We start from the raw sequence: 21053 nt of genomic DNA, 5'->3' as shown, positions 1-21053 counted from the left end.
GCTCCCGTTTAGCGTGCGTCGTGGACGATGCGTCCCCCGACGACCGTGAGCAAGACCTTCCCTTGCAGACGACGGCCGTCGAAGGGCGAATTCTTCGATTTCGAACGAAGTGTGGCCGCGTCGATGACAACCGGAGCGCCCGCGTCGAACAGGACGAGGTCGGCGGGTGCGCCTTGGGCCAGAACCCCGGCGTCCAGACCCAGCAGGCCGGCGGGACCCTGGGTCAGGGGGCGCAGGACGTCCAGAAGGTCCAGCCCGTGCTCGTGGTGCAACATCAGGGCGGCGGGCAGCAGGGTTTCCAGACCGACGGCGCCGGGCGCGGCCTCGGCGAAGGGACGGCGCTTGTTCTCGGCAGGCTCAGGCGCGTGGGCCGAGGTGATGGCGTCGATCAGGCCGTCGCGGAGGGCCTCGACCAGGGCCTGACGGTCGCTCTCGGCGCGCAGCGGCGGGTCCAGCCGGTAGAAGGTCCGGTAGTCGCCGATGTCGATCTCGTTGAAGCAGAGGTGGTTGATCGACACCGAGGCCGAGACTTCCAGCCCGCGAGCGCGGGCGCGGGCCAGGGTCTCCAGCGCGCCCTCGGTCGAGATCTGGTCGACCAGGAAGCGGGCGCCGGTCTGTTCGACCAGGGCCAGGTCGCGCTCCAGCTGGATACGTTCGGCGATGGCGGGGGAGCCCGACAGGCCCAGCCGGGTGGCCAGTTCGCCCGCAGTGGCGACGGCGCCCTCCGACAGCCAGGGCTCGGCCGGGCGGCAGGCGATCAGGGCGTTGAAGGCGGCGGCGTAGCTCATCACCCGTTGCAGGGTGCGGGTGTTGACGATGACCCGGTCGCCGTCCGTGAAATAGAGGGCCCCCGCTTCGTGCATCAGGCCGATCTCGGCCATGCGCTGGCCGTCGCGGCCCTGGGTCGCCGCGCCCGCCGCGCGGACGTTGACCAGATCGAGCGCCGCGCCGCGCCGCTGGATGTGGTCGATCCGGGCCGGATCGTCGATGGCCGGATCGGTGTCGGGCTGAATGACGATGGTGGTGACGCCGCCCGCCGCCGCCGATAGACTGGCCGACTTCAGCGTTTCCTTGGGCTCGTTGCCCGGCTCGCCGGTCTTGACCCGGATGTCGATCAGGCCGGGCGCCAGGCAGCGGCCTTGCGCGTCGATGACGGTGACGCCGTCAGGGCGCTGGGTCGCCTGGCCGTGGACGACCTCGACGATCCGCCCCCCCTGAATCAGGACCGCGCCAGGGCCGTCATAGTCGCTGGCCGGGTCGAGCAGGCGGGCGTTGACGATGGCCAGCGGGGTAGAGGCAGCGTTCATGGGGCGGCTCCCGCGCGGCGGTGGGCGAGGGCGGCCAGAACGGCCATGCGGGCGGCGACGCCCATCTCGACCTGATCCTGGATCAGGGAGACGCTCAGGTCGTCGGCCACATCGGAATCGATCTCGACCCCCCGGTTCATGGGGCCGGGGTGCATGACCTTGGCGTTGGGGGCGGCCCAGGCCAGCTTCTCGCGGTCCAGACCCCAGAAGCGGAAATACTCGCGGGTCGAGGGGATCAGGGCGCCGGTCATCCGCTCCAGTTGAAGGCGCAGCATCATGACCACGTCGCAGCCGGCCAGACCTTCCTTCATGTCGTGGAAGACCTCGCAGCCCCAGCGGTCGGCGTCGCCGGGCACCAGGGTCGGCGGGCCGATGAGGCGCACCCGCGCCCCCATCATCGACAACAGGGCGACGTTGGAGCGGGCCACGCGGCTGTGGGCGATGTCGCCGCAGATGGCCACCGTCAGGCCGCCCACGTCGCCAAAGGCGCGGCGCAGGCTCAGCAGGTCCAGCAGGGCCTGGGTCGGGTGTTCGTGGCGACCATCGCCGGCGTTGACGACGGCGCAGCCGACCTTTTGCGACAGCAGGTCCACAGCGCCCGAGGAGGCGTGGCGGACCACCAGGATTTCCGGCTTCATGGCGTTCAGCGTCACCGCCGTATCGATCAGGGTCTCGCCCTTGGCGACCGAGGAGGCCGAGACCGGCATGGTCACAACGTCGGCGCCCAGACGCTTGGCCGCGATCTCGAACGAGGAACTGGTGCGGGTCGAGTTCTCGAAGAACAGGTTCACGACCGTCTGGCCGCGCATCAGGTCGATGCCCTTGGCCGACTGTCGGTTGAAGTCGACGAAGGCGTCGGCGAGATCCAGCAGCGCCAGGGCGGCGGGCGGGTTCAGATCGCCGGCGGCGAGGAAATGATTACGGGGAAACGGCAGCAGCCGTTCCTCAATGGTTTCGGTGACGGAAGCGGCATGGGTCATCGAGACGCCGCTATAGAGCCGAGTCTGCTTCAGGGGAAGGTCAGGCGTAGCCGAACAGGGTCAAGGCCAGCGGAATCCCCAGCGCCGACAGCACCGTCGTCAGGGCGATGATCCCGGCCATCAGCGGGGCGTCGCCGCCCATCTGACGCGCCAGGACATAGGAGGCGGCGGCGCCCGGAGCGGCGCCGCACATCAGGGCGACGCCCTGAGCCATCTCGTCGCCGCCATAGAGGACGCACAGGCCCCACATCAGCGGCGGGGTGATGATCAGCTTGACGAAGGTCACGGCGCCGATGGTCAGGCGCGTGCGCGCTACCGCGCGGAAGCTGAGACCCGCGCCGGCCACGATCAGACCCAGGGGCAGGGCGCTGGCGCCCAGAAGCTTCAGCGTGTTGGAGATGCCCGGCAGTTGCGGCACGCCCATTACGTTCAGCGCCAGGCCGATGATGCAGGCCAGCAGGATGGGGTTGGCCAGGATGGCTTTCGTCAGGGCCAGCGGCGAGGTGCCGCGCTGGTCCGCCCCCCACTTGGCCAGGACGATGACGCACAGGATGTTGGTCACGGGGATCATGGCGGCGATGACCACGGCGGCCAGGGCCAGTCCGTCCTGGCCGAAGGTCGCCTGAATCACCGGCAGGAAGACGAAGCTGTTCCAGCGGATCGCGCCCTGAAACACGCTGGTGTAGGCGGGCCCCTCGATCTTCAGCAGCGGCTTCATCGCCAGGGTGAAGGCCGCGATGACGACGACCGAACTGACAGCCGCCGCGCCAGCCGCGCCTGCGCCGCCGCCGGAAAGATCGGCGTGCCAGATCGCCGGGATCAGAAACCCCGGATAGAGGACGTGGATCGACAGCTTCTCGATTGGCCGCCAGGCGGCGTCCGGCAGGAAGTCGGATTTCCTCAGCCCGTAGCCGAGCGCGATCAGCAGGAAGACGGGCACGATGCCCGCGAGCAAGGCCAGCATCAGTAGTCGCGCAGACGGTCCAGCGCGCCTTGCAGGATCCAGGCGGCGGCGGTGCGGTCCACGACATTGGCGCGGCGCTTGCGGTTCAGGTCCAGCTCTTCGATCAGGAAGCGTTCGACGGCGCTGGTCGACAGGCGCTCGTCCTGGAAGGCAACGTTGACGGGCCGCAGACGCTCCAGATTGCGGGCGAAGGCGCGGCAGGACTGGGCGCGCGGCCCTTCGGAGCCGTCCATGTTCAACGGCAGGCCGATGACCAGGGCCGAGACGTTGCGGACGTTCATCAGCTTGATCAGCTGTTCGGCGTCCTGGCTGAATTTCACCTTGCGGATCAGTTGCAGCGGGCTGGCGATCATGCGGCTGGTGTCGGACACCGCCACGCCAATGGTGTTCTCGCCCAGATCCAGCCCCATCCAGGGGGTGCCGGGCGGGCAGGCGGCGGGCAGGTCGGCAAGGTCAAATACGGGCACGGACGTCCCATATTGCAATGCGGAACGCTTGTCGAAGCCGCATCGGGCGGTTAACCCACGACAATCATCAGTCTGCGACGACTCCCTTTCGTTGCGGCTGGAGGAATTTCGGAGATTTCCATGGCTATCGACGCCGCGACGGTGAGGCGTGTCGCCCACCTCGCCCGCATCAAGACCCCCGAGGACCGCCTGGAGCCGCTGGCCCAGGAGATGAACGGCATCCTGAACTGGATCGAGCAGCTCAACGAGGTCGACGTGCAGGGTGTCGAGCCGATGACCTCCAACGTCGCCCAGCCCCTGCGCCTGCGCGAAGACGTCGTCACCGACGGCGGTAAGGTGGACGCCGTCCTGTCGAACGCCCCGAAGTCGGCCGACGGCTTCTTCGTCGTGCCCAAGGTGGTCGAGTAAGCCATGACTGATCTGACCAAACTGAACCTGAAGGACGCCCTGGACGGGCTGAAGGCCAAGACCTTCTCCTCCGAGGAACTGACCAAGGCCTTCCTGACCAATATCGAAGCCTCGAACCCGGCGCTGAACGCCTTTGTCGAGGTGACGACGGACAAGGCGCTGGAACAGGCGCGGGCCTCTGACGCCCGGATCGCCGCCGGGACCGCTGGCGCACTGGAAGGCGCGCCGCTGGGCATCAAGGACCTGTTCTGCACCGAGGGCGTGCAGACGACCGCCGGCTCCAACATGCTGCGCGGGTTCAAGCCCCCGTATGAATCGACCGTCACCGCCAATCTGTGGCGCGACGGGGCGGTCATGCTGGGTAAGCTGAACATGGACGAGTTCGCCATGGGCTCGTCCAACGAGACCTCGGCCTTTGGTCCGGTGAAGAACCCGTGGAAGTCCAAGACCTCGAACGCCGAGCTGACGCCGGGCGGTTCGTCGGGCGGTTCGGCCTCGGCCGTGGCGGCTGACCTCTGCCTTGCCGCGACCGCGTCGGACACCGGCGGCTCGATCCGCCAGCCCGCGGCCTTCACCGGCACCGTGGGCATCAAGCCGACCTATGGCCGCGCCAGCCGCTTCGGCATGGTGGCCTTCGCCAGTTCGCTGGATCAGGCCGGGCCGATCACCAAGACGGTGGCCGACGCCGCCATCCTGCTGAAGTCCATGTGCTCGTTCGACGCCAAGGACTCGACCAGCCTCGACATTCCGACGCCCGACTGGACCCAGTCGGTCGGCAAGTCGGTCAAGGGGCTGCGCATCGGGGTGCCTGCTGAATACGTCATCGACGGGATGCCCGCCGAGATCCAGAAGCTGTGGGAGCAGGGCGTCGAGTGGCTGAAGGCCGCTGGCTGCGAGATCGTCGAGATCAGTCTGCCGCACACCAAATACGCCCTGCCGACCTACTACATCGTGGCCCCGGCCGAGGCGTCGTCGAATCTGGCCCGCTATGACGGCATGCGTTTCGGCCATCGCGCCGAGGGCCCGACCTCGCTGACCGACCTCTACGAAACCTCGCGCGCCGAGGGCTTCGGGGCCGAGGTCAAGCGTCGCCTGATCATCGGCGCCTATGTGCTGTCGGCGGGCTTCTATGACGCCTACTACGTCAAGGCGCTGAAGGTGCGTCGCCGCATTGCCGAGGACTTCGACAACGTCTGGGGCAAGGTGGACGCCATCCTGACCCCGTCGACGCCGTCGGCCGCCTTCGCCCTGGGCGACAAGCAGATCGACCCGCTGCAGATGTATCTGAACGACATCTTCACGGTGACGACGAACCTGGCCGGCCTGCCGGGCATCTCGGTGCCCGCGGGCGTCGACGCCAACGGCCTGCCGCTGGGTCTGCAGGTCATCGGCAAGGCGCTGGATGAAGCGACCGTCTTCCAGGTCGCGAGCGCGCTGGAAGAGTCTGCCGGCTTCGTGGCCAAGCCGGATCGTTGGTGGTGAGCATGACTGAGAACTCGAAACTGATCCAAGGCCGCACGGGCGCTTGGGAAATCGTCATGGGGCTGGAAATCCACGCCCAGGTGGCGTCGAAGGCCAAGCTGTTCTCGGGCGCGGCCGTGGGCTTTGGCGCGGGGCCGAACGAGCAGGTGTCGCTGGTCGACGCCGGCTTCCCCGGCATGCTGCCGACCCTGAACGGCTATTGCGTCGAGCAGGCGGTGAAGACCGGCCTGGGCCTGAACGCCCAGATCAACAAGCGCAGCCAGTTCGACCGCAAGAACTACTTCTATCCCGACCTGCCGACCGGCTATCAGATCAGCCAGCTGTATTTCCCGATCGTGGGCGAGGGCGTGGTCGAGGTCGAGGCCGAAGACGGCAGCTTCTTCAACGTCGGCATCGAGCGCCTGCACCTGGAACAGGACGCGGGCAAGCTGATCCACGACCTGTCGCCGACTGAATCCTATGTCGACCTGAACCGGGCCGGCACGGCCCTGATGGAGATCGTCTCGCGGCCCGACATCCGCTCGCCGGAAGAGGCGGTCGCCTACGTCAAGAAGATCCGCACCATCCTGATCTATCTGGGCACCTGCGACGGCGACATGGACAAGGGCAACCTGCGCGCCGACGTCAACGTCTCGGTCTGCCGCGCAGGCCAGTACGAAAAGTACAAGGCGACCGGCGACTTCAGCCATCTGGGCACGCGCTGCGAGATCAAGAACGTCAACTCGTTCCGCTTCATCAGCCAGGCCATCAACTATGAGGCGCGTCGCCAGATCGAGATCCTCGAGGACGGCGGCAAGATCACCCAGGAAACCCGCTTGTACGATCCGACGGCGGGCGAGACGCGCTCGATGCGCTCCAAAGAAGAGGCGATGGACTATCGCTACTTCCCTGACCCCGACCTGCTGCCGCTGGAGCTGGAACAGGCCTGGATCGACGGCATCAAGGCCAAGCTGCCGGAACTGCCGGACGAGAAGCGCCGTCGCCTGATGGCCGACTATGGCCTGTCGCAATACGACGCCGTGGTGCTGATCTCGGAACAGGCCAAGGCCGACTATTTCGAAGCCGCCGCCAAGGGCCGCGACGCCAAGCTGGTGTCCAACTGGGTCACGAACGAGGTCTCAGCGCGTCTGGCCGCCGACGGCAAGGACTTCAGCGAGAACCCGCTGCCGGCCGCGCACGTCGCCCAATTGGTCGAACTGATCGAGACCAACGTCATCTCGTCCAAGATCGCCAAGGAGGTGTTCGACCACGTCTGGAACGGCGAGGGCAGCCCCGCCGAGGTGGTCGAGAAGCACGGCCTGAAGCAGGTGACCGACACCGGGGCCATCGAGAAGGCCGTTGACGACATCATCGCCGCCAACCCGGACAAGGCCGCAGCCGTGGCCGAGAAGCCGCAAGCGCTGGGCTGGTTCGTGGGTCAGGTGATGAAGGCGACGGGCGGCAAGGCCAACCCGGCCGCGGTGAATGACATCCTTAAATCAAAGCTTGGGCTTTGATTTAAGGCGTTCGCTTGGGGGCTTGCGCGCCCAAACCCCCGTTGGTCGCTAACGCTCGCGACGCGGTCGCTCGCTGTTTGAGCGCGCGCGAAGCGCCAGGCCGCGTCGGGTCGAAAAGGCAGAGCCTTTTGACCGCGGCCCACAAAAATGGCCCCGGAGATTGCTCTCCGGGGCCTCTTTCGTTGCGACGCCGGCTACCAGTTCCAGGCGTCGCGGACGACGTCGATGATGTAGCCGTCGTAGTCGTCGATCAGATAGATCGTGTTGTCGACATAGACCCAGCGCGTCCCCGGAGGCGGGTAGCCAAGGCCGTAGGTCCGCCAGTCGTTGACCTGATAGCGCCAGAAAATGTCCGGCAGATACTGGCCGACATAATACTGACGGTTCCAGTAGGCGCGGGGGACGCTGTAGTAGCCGTAGCCTGGCGCGAAATAGAAGCCGAGCCGCACGCCGTTCCAGCCGCGGAAGCGCTGGTCGTTGCGCCACCAGTCGCTGCGGTGGCGCTGGTTCCAGTTGCGCCGCCACTGATCCTGGTTCCAGCGATTGTGGAAATCACGATAGTCGCGGTTCTGGTTCCCGCCGGGCCGGTTCGGGCGCCCCGGTTGTTGCGCCCCAGGGCGATCGGGCCGGTTCCAATCCGGTTGGTTCGGGCGGCCAGATTGCTGCGAACCGGGACGATCAGGGCGGTTCGATTGGTCGGGTCGGCCAGGTCGGTCGGCTCGGTTCGATCGATCCGGACTTCCCATCTGGTCCGGACGGCTCGGCGCTTGGCTGCCGGGACGGCCAGGGCGGCTGTTCGGTTGATCCGGTTGCGGGGTCTGGGGACGCCACTGACCCTCGGGACGCCCCTGACCGTCGGGGCGGCCTTGGTCACCGGCAGGTTCCGGACGGCTGGGTCTGTCCGGGCGCGGCTGGCTGTCCAAGCGACTTTCTCCGCCCGACCATTGAGCCCGATCAGGCCGGGGATCGTTCGCGCGGGGGGCATCCTGGCGCTGTTGAGGCGATACAGCCTGATCGCCGCGTTCGGCCCTCCGCTGGGCGCGGGCAGGGCGTGGTGAGTTTTCCGCCTGCGCCTGCTGGTCCTGAGCCATGACCGCCAAGGGGGCGGCGGCCGGAAGGACGAAGCTGGCGATGGCCGTGAACACCATCAGGGAACGTTTCATGGTCTTGTTCCTTGCGCGCCAAGAACGGCGGCTTGAAGGGTAATCTGGCGCCATGGCCATGAACCGCGGCTGAACATCGGTCGTTGGAAACTGACAGCTTGCATAGAAAAAGCCCCGCAAAGCAAGGCTTTGCGGGGCTTCAGCAGACTGTGATCGAACCTAGTAGATGTTGCTCAAAACGCTGGCGATCAGGCCGCTGGCGACGGCGATGAGAAGGATGTCGTTGCCGGCGTAGACGTAGCGATAGCCGCGCGGCGCGGGAGGCAGACCGTAGTAGTAAGGGTCATTCACATAGTAGCCGCGGTAGGCCGAGGGCAGATAACCGCCCTGACGCCAGCGATAGCCGGCGTAGCGTGGATCAACCCGGTAATAACCGTGGCCCGGCGCATACCAGTAGCCGTTGCGGGCGCCGCGATAGTCGCGGAAGTCGGAGCGCCCCCGCCACCAGTCGCGGTTGTTGCGGTCCCAACGGTCATTGCGTTGGTCCTGGCGATAGTCGCGACGATCATTGCGGTCGTCGCGTCGGTCCTGACGCCATTCGCGATGATCTTGGCGGTTCTGGGCCTGGGCCGCCAGCGGCGCGGCCGTAGTGGTCAGCGCCAGGGCGACGAGGGCAGCCTTGGTCAGGCGGTTCATCTGTACGTCTCCTTGGTCTGGGCGCCGAAGGTAAGCTGCGGACGGCCCGTTGAAACAGGAGGCCAAAGTCGGCCCTGGCGCATGAACTCGTCCTGAACGGAGATGTCAGGTTTCAGCCTTGTCTGTTCATGTCGCGCGCGCCATCTCTGATCGCTGAAACACGAAGGACCAGGCGACCATGACCCAGCCCATAGAGCTCTGGTATTGGCCCACGCCCAACGGTTGGAAAATTTCCATTGCGCTGGAGGAGATGGGGCTGCCCTATGTCGTCAAGCCGGTGAATATCGGCGCAGGCGAACAGTTCGCGCCGACGTTCCAGGCGATCAGTCCGAATGGCCGGATGCCCGCCATCGTCGATCCTGACGGGCCTGATGGCCAGCTGCTGTCGATCTTCGAGTCCGGCGCCATCCTGCAATATCTGGGAGTGAAGTCGGGGCGTTTCTATCCGACCGATGCGCGCTCCAAGGCCGAGGTCGATCAGTGGCTCTTTTGGCAGGTCGGCGGCCTGGGGCCGATGGCGGGCCAGACGCATCATTTCCGACAGTACGCGCCGACCCTCATCAAGGATCAGCGCCAGCTCGCCTATGGCGTCCGGCGCTACACCAATGAGACGCACCGGCTGTATGGCGTGCTTAACCGGCGACTGGCGGATCGGGACTATGTCGCGGGCGACTACTCCATCGCCGACATGGCGATCTGGCCCTGGATCTTGCCGACGCATCAGGGACAAAGCCTGATCGAGTTTCCGCATCTCGCCGCCTGGATGGAGCGGGTCGGGGCGCGGCCGGCTGTGAAGGCGGGCAGGGCGGTGGGCGAGGAATGGCGCGCCAATCTGGCCGCCTCGGGCAAGGCGGCGGAGGCCGCGCGGAGCGTCCTGTTCGGCCAACGCGCCCGTTAACTCTAATTTCAAACCGCCGGTATTTGAATGAGGTTCGAAAGGCAGGGTCAGAACGACCGGCGCCTGGAGGATCTGGCCATGACCGCGCAAGACAGAGCGCCTGAAGCTATCGACCCCGCGGCCCTGCCGCTGCCGACCGTCGAAATGGACGGCGACGCCCTGTTCCGGTTGGGGCTGGCCTATTCAGCCGGGCTGGACGGCTGTCCCATCGACCGGGTCTCGGCGCACATGATCTTCAACCTGGCGGCCATGAAGGGGTCGATCGAGGCGCGCATCTATCGCCGCGAGATGAGCCAGGAGATGGAGCACGACGAGATCGCCGAGGCCCAGCGCGCCGCGCGCCGCTGGATCGACGCGGGCTCGACCACTCTGGCTGCCTGAAGCTTGTAGCGGCGGACTCTGGACCGGACGGCGACGGCGGGCTATTGACCCGGCCAAGACAAGTCGCCGAAGGATTCCTGCTCATGCTCGCTCGCATCTATCGCCCGGCCAAGACCGCGATGCAGTCGGGCAAGGCCAAGACCAACGACTGGCGCCTTGAGTTCGAACCCGCCTCGGCGCGGACGCAGGACCCGCTGACCGGCTGGACCAGTTCGTCCGACATGAACGGTCAGGTCCGCCTGACCTTCGAGACCAAGGAAGAAGCGGTCGAATACGCCGAGCGTCACGGCATCGCCTTCCGCCTGCATGAACCGAACGAAGCGCCGGTCATCCTCAAGGCCTATGCCGACAATTTCGCCACCAACCGCAAGCAGTCCTGGACGCACTAAGTCCGGCTTCTCGCTGCGGCCCTGGCTGAACGCGCCCTTAGCTCAACCGGATAGAGCACCCGCCTTCTAAGCGGACGGTTGCAGGTTCGAGTCCTGCAGGGCGCGCCACGCCTCCAGACCCATTTCCAGGTCCGCGATCAGATCGGCCGGATCCTCCAGCCCTATATGCAGGCGCAGAAGCTGGCCCTCCAGCGACGGCGCGTGGCGGCGATAGGGCAGTTGCGGGGTCTCGTGGGTGATCAGGCTTTCGAACCCGCCCCAGGAATAACCCATGCCGAACAGGGACAGGGCGCGCATCAGGGCATGGGCGGCGGCCTTGTCGCCGCCCTTCATGACCAGGCCCATCAGCGACGCCGCCCCTGAATAGTCGCGTCGCCACAGGTCATGGCTGACCGAGCCGGGCAGGGGCGGATAGAGGATGCGCGCCACCTCTGGCCGTTGTTGCAGCCATTGGGCGACCGCAAGCGCCGAGCGCGCCTGTTCGGCGTAGCGCAGCGGCAAGGTCCGCAGGCCGCGCAAGGCCAGCCAGGCGTCGTCGGGCGAGACGTGCCAGCCCATGTCGTCGATGGTGTCCGCTATGGCGCGGCCGATCTCCCGGTCCCGAACGGCGACGCCGCCCATGAACAGGTCCGAATGGCCTGCGGCGTATTTCGTCAGGGCCTGAACGCTGACGTCGACGCCGTGTTCGAGCGGCCGGAACGACAGTCCGGCGGCCCAGGTGCTGTCCATGACGGTCAGCACGCCGCGCTCGCGACAGGCGGTCGCCAGGGCCGGGGCATCGACGATCTCGAACGTCAGCGACGCTGGCGCTTCGATCAGCAGCAGACGGGTGCGTTCGCTCAGAGCCCCGAGAATGTCTGCTGTCGAGGCCTCGGCTGGGTGAAAACGAGCCGTTACGCCGCGCGCCGCCATGTGCCGGGTCAGAAACCGTCGTGTGGGACCATAGACGGCGTCGGTGACCAGAACCTCGTCGCCAGGCCGTAGCAGGGCGCTCAGCGGCACGGTGACGGCGGCCAGACCCGAAGGCAGCAGGAAAGCCTCGTCCCCGCCTTCCAGGTCGGCCAGAGCCGCCCGCAACTCTCTCGCCGCGCTGGTCCCCTCCAACCCATAGACGGGGCCGTCCGTCGCATCCTGCATGGTCGCCGGATCGTCGCTGAGCATGGTCGAGGCGCGCTCGAGCGGCGGACTGACCGGCCGCCGTCCCTGGCCTCGACGCGTGGCCGACGCGATCAAGCGGGTGCGGTCGGAAAGACGAGGCATGAAATCTCCAGCGGGTTGCGGTTCCGCGCCTAGAGGGCTCTAAAGTCTTCGGGGGCGCAAGCTGGCGAGGGTGATGGAATGCGGGCGTCAAGGATAGCGACGGGAGCGGCGGTAGCCTTCGCGGTGGCGACGGGCGGTTGCGAACGGCGCGCCGAGACTCATAAACCCGACGCGAGCGAGGCCCTTCCTGCAAGGCCCGTCGCTCTGCCGACGAATACCGAAAGCCCGACCCTGGCGGCGATCAAGCAGCGCGGCCGGCTGAACTGCGGCGTGCATCAGGGCCTGGTCGGTTTCGCCTACACCGACAATCGCGGCGCCTGGCGCGGCTTTGACGTGGATTTCTGCCGGGCCACGGCGGCGGCCATTTTCGGCGATCCCGATGCCGTGCGCTTCGTGCCTCTGACGGCCGAGCAGCGATTCGAGGCTCTGCGGGACGGGCGCATCGACGTGCTGTGGCGCAACACCTCCTGGACCATGAGCCGCGACACTGGCGGTGAGCTCAGCTTCGCCGGCGTCAACTATTACGACGGGCAAGGCTTCCTGGTGCGTCGCGCGCTCAACCTCAGCAGCGCGGCCGAACTGAACGGGGCACGGGTCTGCGTCCAGGCAGGATCGACCACCGAACTGAACGTCGAGGATTATTTCAGGACGCGGGGCATCGAATATCGCCCGGTCGTGGTGAAAACGGAGGAGGAGGCGCGGCAGGCCTATGCGCGTGAGGCGTGCGACGCCTTCACCGCGGACATCTCGGCCCTGGCGGCCGCGCGCACGACGCTGCCGAACCCGCAGCAGCACGTCATCCTGCCGGACGTGATCTCCAAGGAGCCGTTGGGGCCGGTCGTTCGCGGGGGCGACGATCAGTGGACGGCGGTGATCCGCTGGACCTTGAACGCCTTGATCCTGGGCGAGGAACTGGGCGTGACGAAAGCCAATGTCGCGGCGCTGGAGCGTGACAGCCAGGATCCGCGCATTCGCCGCCTGCTGGGCCAGGAAGGGGAATTCGGTCCGTCGCTGGGTCTTCCCCGGACCTGGGCGCGCGACGCCATCGCCGCAGGCGGAAATTACGGCGAGATCTTTGAACGGAATTTGGGCGCGCAATCTCCGTTGAACCTCGCGCGGGGCCTGAATGCGCAATGGAGCGCACGGTCGGGAGGCTTGGTCTATGGTCTGCCCATCCGCTAGGCGCGCCGACGACAGGTAGCGAGGGCGGCTTGATCGTCACCCTGACCATCGGCGGCGACGCCCTCGGGGTTCCTTAGCTGACCTCCAACATCAGCCGACCTCGATTGGGGCGTCTTCACGCGCGCCCCATTCGGCCCATGAACCGTCATAGAGCCGCGACGACCGGCCCAGTTCGGCCAGGCCGAGGCTGATGATGGCGGCGGTCACGCCGGAGCCGCAACTGGTGATGACGGGACGGTCCAGATCGACCCCGGCGTCGCGGAAGGCGGCTTCCAGCGCCGCGCCGCGTTTCAGGCTGCCGTCCGCGTTCAGGAGTTGGCCGAAGGGCAGGTTGATCGACCCCGGAATATGACCAGAGCGTACGCCCGCGCGCGGTTCGGCGGCCTCGCCGCGAAACCGGGGCGCTCCTCGGGCGTCCACGACCTGAACCTCGCCGCCCAGCGCCTGCCGAACCTGTTCCAGATCGACAACGCGGTTAGCGTCCAAGGCGGGATGGAAAGGCGACGCCTTTCCGGGGGCGACGGCGCCCTGTTCCACAGGCCGTCCCTCTGCCCGCCATTTGGGCAGGCCGCCGTCCAGTACGCGCACCCGTTTCGCGCCCATGATCTGCAGCGTCCACCAGACCCGCGCCGCCGAAAACAGGCCCTGAGCGTCATAAACGACGATGTCGTCGCTCTCGGAAACGCCCAAGGCGCCGATGGCCTCGGCAAGGGCCGTCGGCGTAGGCAGCATGTGCGGATAGGGGCTTGCGTGGTTGGAGGTCTCCTCCAGATCGAAGAACACCGCCCCCGGCAGACGCTCAGTCTCGAAACTCGCGCGCGCGTCCCGGCCGTCCAACCACCAGCTGGCGTCGATGATCCGCAGGTCGGGAGCGCCGAGGCTATCCGCCAACGCTTGCGTGGAGATCAGGGGGCTGTTCGAGAGGCTAGACATGGCGGCAGGATAACACAGGCTGTCGACCTATGTGGTCAGGCGCTGAGTCGCCCTGTAGGTTGCGAAACTGAGGGTTCGACGCCACCTGTCGGACGCAAAGTTGCGGCACAGGCTCGCGACCTGATTGATTCAAACAGACGAAAGCGCCGCCGTGAACCGTCCCAACGCCGTCATCGAACTGTCCGCTGGCCTCAAGAAGCCCGTCGTGATCGGCGGCGGCCGCCGTATCGTCTTCATCGCCGGTCCCTGCCAGATGGAAAGCCGCCAGCACGCGCTGGAGACGGCGCATCGGCTGAAGGAAATCGGCGACCGGCTGAACGTCGGCATCATCTACAAGACCAGCTTCGACAAGGCGAACCGCACCAGCGCGACCGCAGCGCGCGGCATCGGCCTGAAGGACGCCCTGCCGATCTTCGCCGAGATCCGCGAAGTCACCGGCCTGCCGACCCTGACCGACGTTCATTCCGAGGCGCAGTGCGAAGGCGTGGCCGAGGCCGTCGATGTGCTGCAAATCCCGGCCTTCCTGTCGCGTCAGACCGACCTGCTGCTGGCCGCCGCCGCCACGGGTAAGGCGATCAACATCAAGAAGGGTCAGTTCCTGGCCCCGTGGGACATGAAGAACGTCATCGCCAAGGTGGTGAACGCTGGAAACCCCAACGTCATGGCCTGCGAGCGCGGCGCCAGCTTTGGCTACAACACCCTGGTCAGCGACATGCGGTCCCTGCCGATCATGCGCGAGATCGGCTGCCCCATTGTCTTCGACGCCACCCACAGCGTGCAGCAGCCCGGCGGGCAGGGCACGTCCTCGGGCGGTCAGCGCGAGTTTGTGCCGGTTCTGGCGCGCGCCGCCGTGGCCGTGGGCGTGGACGCCGTCTTCCTGGAAACGCACGAAGACCCCGACAACGCCCCGTCGGACGGTCCCAACATGGTGCCGCTGGACCAGTTCGAGGCCCTGGCCGCCGAACTGATCGCCTTCGACGACCTGGCTATCAAGGTTGGCGTCAAGGCGCCGATGGCGAACCTGGCCTGAATCCGGTAGTTCGGCGTCATGGCTGAACGATCACTGGATTTGGGCGCGCTGCAGGGTTTGCTGGCGCAGGTGCATGAGCTGAAGGTCGCCTGCGTGGGCGACCTGATGCTGGACCGCTATGTCTATGGCGAGGTCAGCCGGATTTCACCCGAGGCGCCGATCCCGGTTCTGCGCGCGCGCCGCACCGTGGCCATGCCCGGGGGCGTGGGCAATGTGGCGCGCAACGTCGCGGCGCTGGGCGGTCACGCGCGATTGGGCGCTGTGGCGGGACAGGATGCGGCGGGCGCAGAACTGACCGACCTGATCGCCGCCGAGGACCGGGTCGAAGACGTGCTGGTCCGCCCCGAGGGCGCGGCCACTATCGTCAAGACGCGCTTCGTCGCGGCCGGTCAGCAACTTTTGCGGCTGGACGACGAACAGCAGGCGACCAGCGCCTATGGCGACAAATCGGTTTTCATGGGTGCCAAGGCGATCCTGCTGTCGGACTACGCCAAGGGCGTGGTGGACGACGCCCTGATCGAGGCGGCGTTGTGGGCTGCGCGTGAATACGGTGCGCCGGTCATCGTGGACCCCAAGGGCCGTGACTTCGCCCGCTATGGCGCGGTCGATCTGATCAAGCCGAACGCCAGCGAACTGGCCGGCGCCACGGGCCTGCCGGTCGAGGCGGACGTCGAGGTCGAGGCGGCGCTGGCGGCCCTGCTGGCCTCCACCACGGCCAAGGCGGTCGTCGTCACCCGCGCCGGCAAGGGAATGACCCTGGCCCGACGCGGCGGGGACGTGGTGCATTTCCCCGGTCGCGCGCGCGAAGTCTTTGACGTCTCCGGCGCGGGCGACACCTCGCTGGCGGCGCTGGGTCTGGCGCTCGGCGCGGGCGCGTCGCTGGAGGCGGCGGTGCAGTTCGCCATCCTCGCCTCGGGCGTTGTGGTCGGTAAGAGCGGCACGGCGGTCGTGTCGCCCGCCGAGCTGATCGAGGCCGAGATGAGCCAGCACGCGGCCCTGGCCCAGTCCAAGGTCACGCCGCTGGACGAACTGTCGGATCAGGTCGAGGCGTGGAAGCGTCAGGGCCTGAAGGTCGGCTTCACTAACGGCTGCTTCGACATCCTGCACCGCGGCCACGTCGCCTATCTGGCCCAAGCGCGCATCTGGTGCGACCGACTGGTGGTGGCGCTGAACACCGACGCCTCGGTGCGCCGTCTCAAGGGCGAGGGGCGGCCGGTCAATGATCTGGACAGCCGCGCCGTCGTCATCGGCGGTCTGGCCAGCGTGGACCGGGTGACGGCCTTCGATGATCCGACGCCAATGGCCCTGATCGAGCGGCTGCGGCCCGACGTCCTGATCAAGGGCGCGGACTACACCAAGGACAAGGTGGTCGGCGCGACCGAGGTCGAGAGCTGGGGCGGCGTCGTCCGTCTGGCCGATTTCGCCGATGGCTATTCCACCACCAAGACGATCGAGAAGATGACCGGAGACAAGGCATGACCCCGCGCATGATCGTGGTGACGGGCGGGGCTGGCTTCATCGGTTCCAACATCGTGGCGCGCCTGTGCGCGAGCGACGCTTGGGATGTGGTCGTCTGCGACCGGCTGGAAACCGCCGACCTCGCCAAGTGGAAGAACATCGCCAAGCACCCCATCGCCGATCTGTGGGCGCCGGAAGAGCTGTTCGAGCAACTGGAGCGCCACGCCGAGCGCATCGAGGCCGTGGTGCATATGGGCGCCATCTCCTCGACGACCGAGCCGGACGCGGACCTGATCCTGCGCACCAATTTCAGCCTGTCGCGCGACATCTGGGACTGGTGCGCCATTCGCGACGTGCGGATGATCTACGCCTCGTCGGCGGCGACCTACGGCGACGGCGAGACGGGGTTCGAGGATCGCGACGATCCTGAGAGCCTGAATGCGCTTCGCCCTCTAAACGCCTATGGTTATTCGAAATACCTGTTCGACCAGTATGCCGTGCGGCAAGCGGATCGCGGTCAGGCACCGCGCCAGTGGGCAGGACTGAAATTCTTCAACGTCTATGGCCCGAACGAGGGCCATAAGGGCGGCATGAAGTCGGTCGTGGCCCAGATCTGGCCCAAGGTTCAGGCGGGCGAGACCGTCAGCCTGTTCCGCTCGCACAACCCCAACTATCCCGACGGCGGCCAACTGCGCGACTTCGTCTATGTCGATGATGTGGTGAACATCATCGACTGGCTGCTGCAGACGCCGGACGTGTCGGGCGTGTTCAACGCCGGTTCGGGTCAGGCGCGGTCCTTCGCCGATCTGGCGAGAGCGACCTTCGCGGCGGCGGGCAAAGAGGCGTCCATCGCCTACATCGACATGCCCGAGGCGATCCGCGATCGGTATCAGTATTTCACCGAGGCCAGCATGGACCGCATCCGCGCGGTCGGCTTCGGCGGCCAGTCGACCCCGCTGGAAGAAGGCGTCCGTCGTTACGTTCAGGACTTCCTGTCCCAGCCGGATTCCTATCGATGAAAAAGCCCGGCCTGACCTTTCGCCAATGGGTCGGCTACACGGGCTTTGCGCTCGTCTTCATTCTGGTGGCTGCCGTCGTGGTCTGGCGCGGCGATATTCTAAAGGCCGCTCTGGATCCCCAGATTCCGTTCCAGACCTATGAGCCGCCCCCCGCGCCTGATTATCGTCAGCCCGCAGCCTGGGCCCTGCTGGACGCGCGGGCGCCCGGCGCCGAAAACGCCGCGATCTTCTTTCTTCATTCGACGACCTACGACGGCGGGGCCGGGTGGAACGGCCCGATCGGCGACCGCCAGGCTGACACCTATCTGAAACGGGTCGTCATCCCCAACTACGCCGGCCCCTTCGCGCGCGCCGGGGCCATCAGCGCGCCGCGCTATCGGCAGGCCAGCCTCTACACCCGCCTGACGATGCGCGAAGACGCGCGCGAAGCCCGGGCCTTCGCCTATGGCGACGTGGAGAAGGCCTTCGATCAATGGCTCATCGATCACCCTCGCGGGCCGATCATCCTGGCCGGCGTGGAGCAGGGGGCGGATCTGATCGCGCGTCTGGTGCATGAGCGCGTCGCCAGGGATGCTGGGCTGCGCCAACGGCTGGTCGCGGTCTATCTGATGGACGCCATCGTCAGTTTGGACCAGACCGCGCCGATCATCGCCTGTCATGCGCGGGACCAGACGGATTGCGTCGTCGGCTGGTCGCAGGTGGGCGAGGGCGATGAAGGCGCCGCCCGTCGGCGGCTTCGGCGCGCCCTGGTCTGGGATGATCGGGGGCGACTGGTCGAACTGGGGGATCGCCCGGCCCTGTGCGTAAATCCGGTGTCCGGCAGCGACGATGGCGCTGCGGTTCCCGCGCGTCGGCATCTGGGCGCGGCCAACGCCACGGGACTGGAGTGGGGGGTTCGCCCCGCCTTCCTCGACCGCCAGATCGCCACCCAATGCCGCGACGGCTTGCTGCGCCACACGGTGCTGAAGTCGGAATCCTTCCGCGAGTTCAGCGGCTGGGCCGACCGCCGCAAGGCGCGGCCCTATAACCTGTTCTACGCCGACATCGAGGCCGATGCGGTGGCGCGGTTGGCAACCTGGAACGCGAAGCCGGCCTCCTAGTCGACCCCCGGCCGGTCGTTGCGCCAGTCGAACAGGGATTCCAATACCCTAACGGCCTCACCGCGCGGACTGGTCAGGTCGGGATCGCGGCCCAGGATCAGGCGCGCGTCGTCGGACGCCGCCAGCATCAACAAGCGATGCTTGATCGGATCGGCGAAGCGATAGGCGGGGAAGCCGCTCTGTTTCAGGCCCAGCGGGTCGCCGCCGCCGCGCAGGCGGAAGTCCTCCTCGGCGATCTCGAACCCGTCCTCGGTGCGGCGCAGGGTCTCTAGCCGCTCGCGGGCGGTCTCGCCGAGGGCGCCGTCTTGGCCGCCGTAGAGCAGGATGCAGGAACTGGACTTGGCCCCGCGCCCGACGCGGCCGCGCAACTGGTGGAGCTGGGCCAGGCCGAAGCGGTCGGCGTGTTCGATGACCATGATCGAGGCGTTGGGCACATCGACCCCGACTTCGACGACCGTGGTGGCGACCAGAAGCGGGATGCGGCCTTCGGCGAACTCGGCCATCACCGCCTCGCGTTCGGCCCCGGGCATCTGGCCGTGGGCAAGGCCGACCTCGACCTGAAGAATGCGGCGCAGGTCGTTGGCGCGCTCCTCGGCGGCGGCTAGATCGATGGCTTCGGACTCGGCCACGAGGGGGCATATCCAGTAGGCCTGCGCGCCGCTGTCGATCGCGGCCTTCAGCCGCTTGGCGACCTCGCCGATGCGGACCAGTGGCAGGACGGCGGTGGCGACGGGCGTGCGACCCGGCGGCTTTTCCATCAGGCGGCTGACTTCCAGTTCACCGTACTGGGTCAGTTCCAGCGTGCGCGGGATGGGCGTGGCCGACATGGTCAGCAGGTGGACCCCGCCGAAGCGCGGATCGCCCTTGGCCTGAAGCCGCTGACGCTCGTTGACGCCGAAACGGTGCTGTTCGTCGATGACAGCCAGGGCCAGCCGTTTGAACTGGACTGCGTCCTGGAACAGGGCGTGGGTGCCGATGGCGACCTGGGCTTCGCCCGAGGCCAGCGCCGCCAATCGCTGCCGCCGCTCGGCCTGGGTGTCGCGGCCGGTCAGCAGGACGGTCGAGACGCCGGCCGCTTCAAACATGGGGGCCAGCCGTTGATAATGCTGGCGGGCCAGGATTTCAGTCGGGGCCATCAGGGCGGACTGGAAGCCGCTGGAAGCCGCGTCGGCCAGGGCCAGGGCTGCAACCGCTGTCTTGCCTGAGCCCACGTCGCCTTGCAGCAGCCGGCCCATCTGCTCGCCCGAGGCCAGGTCGGTGCGGATTTCCTCGACGGCGCGGGTCTGGGCGCCGGTCAGGGTGAAGGGCAGGGCGGCCAGCATCCGCTGCGAGGCTTCGCCCGCCGTGATGCGCGCTCCGGGCGTGATCTGACGCGCCCGGCGGCGACGGGCCAGGGCCAACTGATGCGCGAACAACTCGTCATAGGCCAGCCGCTGACGTGCGGGGGCCTCGGGCGTCAGGTCCATTTCCGAGGTCGGGGCGTGCAGCGTCTCCAGCGCCGCGCGCCAGCCGGGCCAGCGCCGCGCCGACAGCCATGCCGCGTCCTGCCACTCGGCCAGTTCAGGCGCGGCGGCCAGCGCGCCCTGCGCCAGCTTTCGCACCACGCGCGAGGTCAGGCCCTGGGTCGCTGGATAGACGGGTTCGGACAGGGGAATTTCGTCCGCCTTTTCCAGCGGCAGGATGTAGTCGGGGTGCGCGATCTGCACCTCGTTGTTGAAGCGTTCGACCTTGCCGGTCACCAGGCGACGCTCCCCGCGTGGGGCCAGGCTTTCGATATGGCGGGGGGAACCAGCAAACCAGATCAGGTGGACGAAGCCGGTGTCGTCGGACGCCCGCATCTTCAGCGGCGCGCCGATCTTGTGCGGCGGGATCAGCCGGTCGATCAGGACGTCGAAGATGCCGATCTCGCCCTCGACAGCGGCGGCGGCGGTCGTGCGGCGGCGCTGGATGATCCCCGACGGCGACAGGAACAGCACGTCGCGCACCAGCGGACCCGCCAGCTTATGCACCAGAGGCGCGCTTCGAGGCCCCACGCCTTTCAGGGTGGAGACGTCCGCAAACAGGGGAAAGAGAATCTCAGGCCGCATTAGCCTCAGCATAGCTGGCGAAAACGGAACGGGAACGCTATCTGATCGAACTCTTCACATGAACGGACCGGGCAAGGAACCGCGTGGCCGAAATTGACGCACGTCCAGAGGACACTCTGAAGCACCAACGCCTGGGCCGGATTTCCTATCGCGCGTGGCGACGCGGCTTCCGCGAGGCCGACATGGTGCTGGGGCCGTTCACCGATCAGGTCGGGCCGACGCTGAGCGACGAGGAGCTTGATGAACTGGAGTTCCTTCTGAACGAAGAGGACCAGTACCTCTACGCCTGGATCATCGAGAAGGAGCCGACGCCTCCCGAGTTTGACGGACCTATGCTGGCGCGCATCCGGGTCTTCATGCGTGAACATGTAGCGGCGGAAGTGGCCAAGGGTATCGGTTGATGAGTTCCAAGG

21 protein-coding genes and 1 tRNA gene are annotated in these 21053 nt (G+C 67.1%); 13 read left to right on the top strand and 9 right to left on the bottom strand.

The window, feature by feature from the left end; all coding sequences use genetic code 11:
- Nucleotides 1–8 precede the first annotated feature (8 nt).
- From pyrC to ruvX, 4 genes are read right to left on the bottom strand one after another with little or no spacing between them, the layout of a single operon-like run.
- On the bottom strand, nt 9–1307 hold the full coding sequence (pyrC, locus tag AC1DJ5_RS02795) for a dihydroorotase (protein ID WP_441453318.1): 1299 nt from the start codon (nt 1305–1307) through the stop codon (nt 9–11).
- Entirely contained in the window at nt 1304–2287 is a 984-nt protein-coding gene (locus AC1DJ5_RS02790) for an aspartate carbamoyltransferase catalytic subunit (protein ID WP_477019607.1), read from the bottom strand. Before AC1DJ5_RS02790 ends, pyrC begins: the two co-directional genes overlap by 4 nt.
- Before the next feature lie 40 nt (nt 2288–2327).
- Complete coding sequence (locus AC1DJ5_RS02785; protein ID WP_477019606.1) at nt 2328–3251, bottom strand: AEC family transporter; 924 nt, start codon at nt 3249–3251, stop codon at nt 2328–2330.
- Nucleotides 3251–3718 carry a Holliday junction resolvase RuvX gene (gene ruvX / locus AC1DJ5_RS02780; protein WP_477019605.1) on the bottom strand — a complete coding sequence of 156 codons (468 nt, stop codon included), beginning with the start codon at nt 3716–3718 and terminating at the stop codon, nt 3251–3253. Before ruvX ends, AC1DJ5_RS02785 begins: the two co-directional genes overlap by 1 nt.
- 120 nt (nt 3719–3838) lie before the next feature.
- Between ruvX and gatC the strand changes: the two genes are divergently transcribed.
- Genes gatC through gatB form a run of 3 tightly spaced genes read left to right on the top strand, consistent with a single transcriptional unit; the run spans nt 3839 to nt 7104 of the window.
- Complete coding sequence (gene gatC, locus AC1DJ5_RS02775; protein ID WP_477019604.1) at nt 3839–4126, top strand: Asp-tRNA(Asn)/Glu-tRNA(Gln) amidotransferase subunit GatC; 288 nt, start codon at nt 3839–3841, stop codon at nt 4124–4126.
- Between the two features lie 3 nt (nt 4127–4129).
- Complete coding sequence (gene gatA / locus AC1DJ5_RS02770; protein WP_441453327.1) at nt 4130–5608, top strand: Asp-tRNA(Asn)/Glu-tRNA(Gln) amidotransferase subunit GatA; 1479 nt, start codon at nt 4130–4132, stop codon at nt 5606–5608.
- Between the two features lie 2 nt (nt 5609–5610).
- Complete coding sequence (gatB, locus tag AC1DJ5_RS02765) at nt 5611–7104, top strand: Asp-tRNA(Asn)/Glu-tRNA(Gln) amidotransferase subunit GatB (protein WP_477019603.1); 1494 nt, start codon at nt 5611–5613, stop codon at nt 7102–7104.
- Nucleotides 7105–7298: 194 nt separating this feature from the next.
- On the opposite strand, the gene AC1DJ5_RS02760 is transcribed toward gatB, so the two are convergent.
- Nucleotides 7299–7850, bottom strand: a complete 552-nt coding sequence (locus AC1DJ5_RS02760) for an RcnB family protein (RefSeq protein ID WP_477019602.1) — start codon at nt 7848–7850, stop codon at nt 7299–7301.
- Between the two features lie 576 nt (nt 7851–8426).
- Nucleotides 8427–8903, bottom strand: coding sequence for an RcnB family protein (locus tag AC1DJ5_RS02755; RefSeq protein WP_441453332.1), 477 nt, complete (start codon nt 8901–8903; stop codon nt 8427–8429).
- Nucleotides 8904–9081: 178 nt separating this feature from the next.
- Here AC1DJ5_RS02755 and AC1DJ5_RS02750 point away from each other — a divergent pair, with 178 nt between their 5' ends.
- The 4 genes from AC1DJ5_RS02750 to AC1DJ5_RS02735 all read left to right on the top strand — a co-directional run bounded on the left by AC1DJ5_RS02750 (nt 9082) and on the right by AC1DJ5_RS02735 (nt 10679).
- Entirely contained in the window at nt 9082–9801 is a 720-nt protein-coding gene (locus AC1DJ5_RS02750; RefSeq protein ID WP_477019601.1) for a glutathione S-transferase family protein, read from the top strand.
- A gap of 78 nt (nt 9802–9879) precedes the next feature.
- Nucleotides 9880–10182 (top strand): sel1 repeat family protein, encoded by a 303-nt coding sequence (locus tag AC1DJ5_RS02745; protein WP_441453334.1) that lies wholly within the window; start codon nt 9880–9882, stop codon nt 10180–10182.
- Nucleotides 10183–10265: 83 nt separating this feature from the next.
- Nucleotides 10266–10571 carry an ETC complex I subunit gene (locus AC1DJ5_RS02740; protein WP_441453336.1) on the top strand — a complete coding sequence of 102 codons (306 nt, stop codon included), beginning with the start codon at nt 10266–10268 and terminating at the stop codon, nt 10569–10571.
- A gap of 31 nt (nt 10572–10602) precedes the next feature.
- Nucleotides 10603–10679, top strand: a tRNA-Arg gene (locus AC1DJ5_RS02735).
- On the opposite strand, the gene metC is transcribed toward AC1DJ5_RS02735, so the two are convergent.
- Nucleotides 10638–11831 (bottom strand): cystathionine beta-lyase, encoded by a 1194-nt coding sequence (gene metC / locus AC1DJ5_RS02730; protein WP_477019683.1) that lies wholly within the window; start codon nt 11829–11831, stop codon nt 10638–10640. The two genes, AC1DJ5_RS02735 and metC, sit on opposite strands and share 42 nt — an antisense overlap.
- Nucleotides 11832–11909: 78 nt before the next feature.
- Here metC and AC1DJ5_RS02725 point away from each other — a divergent pair, with 78 nt between their 5' ends.
- Nucleotides 11910–13013 carry an amino acid ABC transporter substrate-binding protein gene (locus AC1DJ5_RS02725; RefSeq protein ID WP_441453337.1) on the top strand — a complete coding sequence of 368 codons (1104 nt, stop codon included), beginning with the start codon at nt 11910–11912 and terminating at the stop codon, nt 13011–13013.
- Nucleotides 13014–13103: 90 nt separating this feature from the next.
- Here the strand turns inward: AC1DJ5_RS02725 and sseA are convergent, their stop codons facing one another.
- A complete protein-coding gene (sseA, locus tag AC1DJ5_RS02720; RefSeq protein ID WP_477019600.1) occupies nt 13104–13946 on the bottom strand; it encodes a 3-mercaptopyruvate sulfurtransferase in 843 nt (280 codons plus the stop codon).
- A 127-nt stretch (nt 13947–14073) separates the two neighbouring features.
- On the opposite strand from sseA, the gene kdsA reads away from it, so the two are divergent.
- From kdsA to AC1DJ5_RS02700, 4 genes are read left to right on the top strand one after another with little or no spacing between them, the layout of a single operon-like run.
- The gene (kdsA, locus tag AC1DJ5_RS02715; protein ID WP_441453802.1) at nt 14074–14976 is read left to right on the top strand and encodes a 3-deoxy-8-phosphooctulonate synthase; all 903 of its coding nucleotides are present in this window, start codon (nt 14074–14076) and stop codon (nt 14974–14976) included.
- A gap of 18 nt (nt 14977–14994) precedes the next feature.
- Nucleotides 14995–16455 carry a D-glycero-beta-D-manno-heptose 1-phosphate adenylyltransferase gene (rfaE2, locus tag AC1DJ5_RS02710; protein WP_477019599.1) on the top strand — a complete coding sequence of 487 codons (1461 nt, stop codon included), beginning with the start codon at nt 14995–14997 and terminating at the stop codon, nt 16453–16455.
- Nucleotides 16452–17453 carry an ADP-glyceromanno-heptose 6-epimerase gene (gene rfaD / locus AC1DJ5_RS02705; protein ID WP_477019598.1) on the top strand — a complete coding sequence of 334 codons (1002 nt, stop codon included), beginning with the start codon at nt 16452–16454 and terminating at the stop codon, nt 17451–17453. The genes rfaE2 and rfaD overlap by 4 nt, the downstream gene beginning before the upstream one ends.
- Complete coding sequence (locus AC1DJ5_RS02700; RefSeq protein ID WP_441453344.1) at nt 17450–18553, top strand: DUF3089 domain-containing protein; 1104 nt, start codon at nt 17450–17452, stop codon at nt 18551–18553. The genes rfaD and AC1DJ5_RS02700 overlap by 4 nt, the downstream gene beginning before the upstream one ends.
- Here the strand turns inward: AC1DJ5_RS02700 and recG are convergent.
- On the bottom strand, nt 18550–20640 hold the full coding sequence (gene recG / locus AC1DJ5_RS02695) for an ATP-dependent DNA helicase RecG (protein ID WP_477019597.1): 2091 nt from the start codon (nt 20638–20640) through the stop codon (nt 18550–18552). The two genes, AC1DJ5_RS02700 and recG, sit on opposite strands and share 4 nt — an antisense overlap.
- Before the next feature lie 83 nt (nt 20641–20723).
- Here recG and AC1DJ5_RS02690 point away from each other — a divergent pair, with 83 nt between their 5' ends.
- Nucleotides 20724–21041 (top strand): FAD assembly factor SdhE, encoded by a 318-nt coding sequence (locus AC1DJ5_RS02690; RefSeq protein WP_441453347.1) that lies wholly within the window; start codon nt 20724–20726, stop codon nt 21039–21041.
- Nucleotides 21042–21053 lie beyond the last annotated feature (12 nt).

Source organism: Brevundimonas sp. 01N35, from assembly GCF_056399785.1.
This window is presented reverse-complemented; position numbering and strand designations above follow the sequence as displayed.